Genomic DNA, 3,389 nt, shown 5'->3' with positions numbered 1-3,389 from the left:
ATTAACTTTAGCCGTATCGAACTGGATTCAATATTATAATGTCACACGAATCAAAACAAAACTGGGTGGTAAGAGCCCGGTTAAATACCGTGTTCTTACCACCCAGAAAGTCGCTTAAAGTTTCGTCCAATATTTGGGGTTCACTTCATCTTCACCTTCTTTTATCGATTGACGCTAGCCGCAGTTGCCGGTGCGTGTAAAATTACGCTGAGAATACGCTCCGATACTGTGGCGATCGTGGCTGCATCTTGATTTTTAGCACCGTCTGCTTCGTAAACGTTGGTACCATCTTTAACTACAAATACTCGATCAGCCATCCGTGCAGCCTCGTCTACATCGTGGGTGATCAACAAGGTAGTCAGTTGCTGTTTAGCGCAAATATCCGCAATGAAAGCTTGCATTTTACGTCGTGTCAAAGCATCCAGTGCGCCTAATGGTTCATCCAACAATAATAACTTGGGCTTGGCCATTAAGGCACGTGCCAACGCCAAACGCTGTTTTTGACCACCCGATAATTGGTTAGGGTAGCTATCAGCAAATTCAGCTAAGCCAACTTCGTTCAACATGGCCTGTGCTCGTTTTTGCTGTACTTTATTTTTACTATTAAAAGAGATATTCTCTAGATTGGTCATCCATGGTAAAAGTCGATCATTTTGGAACATAACGCGGACAGTGGTGGTCTCATCATGAAATTTAATCCGACCGCCAGTGGGTTGTTCTAGTTGAGCGATCAGCCGTAAAATCGTACTTTTACCACCGCCACTCATTCCGACTAGAGCAACAAACTCACCGGGATAAATATTGAAGTTAACGTCGTGTAACGCAATTTTATTGGCATACTTTTTGCCGACTTGTTCTAAAGTTAATAGTGGCTCGATCATCATTTAACCTGCCCTTCACGTTGCCAAGCTAGACAAATATTCTCTAATGCCTTGGCAATCAAATCGGACAACTTACCTAATAAAGCGTAAATAATAATACATAGCAGCACCGTATCCATATTCATAAATTCTTGCGCATTAGTGGCCATGTAACCAATACCTGAGCTAGAAGAAATTGTTTCGGCAACGATCAACGTAGTCCACATCACACCTAAGGCATAACGCACACCAACTAAAATCGTTGGTAAAGCACCAGGAAAAATAATTTTAGTTAATAAAGCCCGTTTCGATAAACCGTACGCACGACCCATTTCCAATAATTCGGGATCAATACTGGTAATACCATGAAAAGTATTGATGTAGATCGGAAACATAACGCCGACTGTGACCAGTGAGATTTTAGCGGTTTCGCCAATACCTAAAGCAATAATGACCACTGGGATCAAGGAAAGATGTGGAATATTACGCAGCATTTGAATGGAAGAATCAAATAGAGCACGTGCAGTCGTGGACAATCCATTTAACAGCCCTAATAAGAAGCCGAGACTACCGCCGATCACAAAACCTGCTGTTGCTCGGTAAAGACTAATACTGATATTTTTAGGTAGCTCGCCCGTTTGCCACAATGCAATACCATCCTGGATCACGGCAAGCGGTGACGGTAACAAACTACTAGTGATCCAGCCAGTACTAACTGCTAATTGCCAAAAACCAATGAGCAACACTGGAATCAACCAAGGTAACAATTTTTGCCAAGTAAAGTGTAGACGCCGCTGGGACTGACGCGCACCAAGTTCCGCTACATTATCCATTAATACTCATCTCCGTTTTGTTTTATCAATGAGCATAATCATACTGGGGTAAGCTTAAACCGAACTTAAAACCTAAAAAGTTCTAAATCATTTGTTTATTGCATTTTTAAGGTTGCTTTTAGGTAGACCACTTATACTGCATATAATAATTAATTATTGGAGGCAAATTTATGTCAAATTATCAAGTGATCGATCCTTATACCGAAGAAACCAGCGCCACTTATCCCACGGCAACGCCAGCAAAAATAGAAAAAGCACTAACCGTTGGTAATGCGTACTACCAAGCAACGCGCCACCAAGGCTTCGCCGGTATTTGTGCCCGCAGCGCTCAATTGCAACGCTTAGCCGTTCTATTCAAACAAAATGAAAATCGGCTGGCGGAAATGGCGACCACCAATATGGGTAAGTTACTCCGCGAAAGCCATGGTGAGATCAATGGTAGTATTGGCGTCGCTAACTATTACGCTCACCATGGCGCCGAAGCACTGCAACCGCGAATGCGCCAATACCAAGGCGTGGCGAATGCGCAAATTAGTTATGAACCCACTGGTATCGTGTTGGCAATTGAACCCTGGAATTTCCCCTATACACAAGTCATGCGTGTCTTTGCGCCAAACTTCATTTTAGGTAATCCAGTCATTTTAAAACACGCCCCCAGCGTGGCTAGTTGCGCACTTTTATTTGCAGAAATGGTCCAAGCAGCTGGGATTGCGCCAGCAGCCATGCAGAATTTATTTTTGACCAATGAACAAGCTGCCACCGTGATCGCTGATTCGCGTGTGCAAGGTGTCGCCTTAACTGGATCAGTCCGTGCTGGGCGCACAATTGCGAGTGAAGCCGCTCAAGCGCTGACCAAGTCAACATTAGAACTAGGCGGTAATGATGCTTTTATTGTATTGGCTGACGCTGACGTACCCGCTGCAGCTGCCGCGGCGGTTGGTTCTCGCTTGCGTAATGCTGGTCAAGTCTGCGTTTCGGCTAAACGGTTTATCGTCCACCAAGCAGTTGCACCAGCATTTACAGCAGCAGTTAAAGCTGCCTTTGCACAACAAAAAATCGGTGATCCACGCGCTGAAGACACTACCCTAGCACCCTTGGCTTCTGCAGAAGTACGCCAACGAATTCAAGCGCAAGTCGATCAAGCAGTCGCACATGGTGCTGAAGTATTAGTTGCCGGTGGCAGTGACTTTTCACAACCTGGTTACTTTTTTAAGCCTGTTTTACTAGGCAATATTAAGTCAGATAACCCAATTTTTGATGCCGAATTATTCGGACCTGTAGGCCAATTGCACATCGTTGAATCAGATGACGCAGCGATCACATTAGCTAATCGCTCACAATATGGCTTAGCTGGGACTGTCTTTGGCGCTGTAGAACATGCTCAAGCCATAGCCGCACAAATAGAGACCGGCCAAATTTTTATTAACCAACAGGCCGTTGCCCAGCCAGAATTACCTTTTGGTGGTGTTAAAAATTCTGGCTACGGTCGGGAAATGAGCGAACAGGCGTTATTTGAATTTGCCAATCAAAAAGTAATTGCACATTAATGGTAACGTCTAAAGTTCCATGAAACCCAAGTTCAAAACCGGATGTTCAAGGGGGGATGACGATTAATATATGGAATCACCGTTCACGGATGAATCGAACTTAATTCAGGTGTTGCTTCTCACTGGATCTTGCCTATTTTATGTGTTCT

At 44.1% G+C, this 3,389-nt stretch carries 4 protein-coding genes; 2 read left to right on the top strand and 2 right to left on the bottom strand.

Annotated elements, in window-relative coordinates; all coding sequences use genetic code 11:
* On the top strand, positions 1-118 hold a 118-nt coding region (locus tag EKM76_RS13015; RefSeq protein ID WP_164507606.1), incomplete at its 5' end, for an IS3 family transposase.
* Between the two features lie 43 nt (positions 119-161).
* On the opposite strand, the gene EKM76_RS13010 is transcribed toward EKM76_RS13015, so the two are convergent.
* Complete coding sequence (locus EKM76_RS13010) at positions 162-881, bottom strand: ABC transporter ATP-binding protein (protein WP_125550992.1); 720 nt, start codon at positions 879-881, stop codon at positions 162-164.
* The gene (locus EKM76_RS13005) at positions 881-1,693 is read right to left on the bottom strand and encodes an ABC transporter permease subunit (RefSeq protein WP_125550991.1); all 813 of its coding nucleotides are present in this window, start codon (positions 1,691-1,693) and stop codon (positions 881-883) included. Before EKM76_RS13005 ends, EKM76_RS13010 begins: the two co-directional genes overlap by 1 nt.
* Positions 1,694-1,863: 170 nt before the next feature.
* Between EKM76_RS13005 and EKM76_RS13000 the strand changes: the two genes are divergently transcribed.
* Positions 1,864-3,240, top strand: coding sequence for an aldehyde dehydrogenase family protein (locus EKM76_RS13000; RefSeq protein WP_125550990.1), 1,377 nt, complete (start codon positions 1,864-1,866; stop codon positions 3,238-3,240).
* The last annotated feature ends 149 nt before the right edge of the window (positions 3,241-3,389 follow it).

The organism is Loigolactobacillus zhaoyuanensis, assembly GCF_003946385.1.
Taxonomy (GTDB): Bacteria; Bacillota; Bacilli; order Lactobacillales; family Lactobacillaceae; genus Loigolactobacillus; species Loigolactobacillus zhaoyuanensis.
The sequence above is the reverse complement of the archived record's forward strand: the minus strand, read 5'-3'. Positions and strand labels throughout refer to the sequence as shown.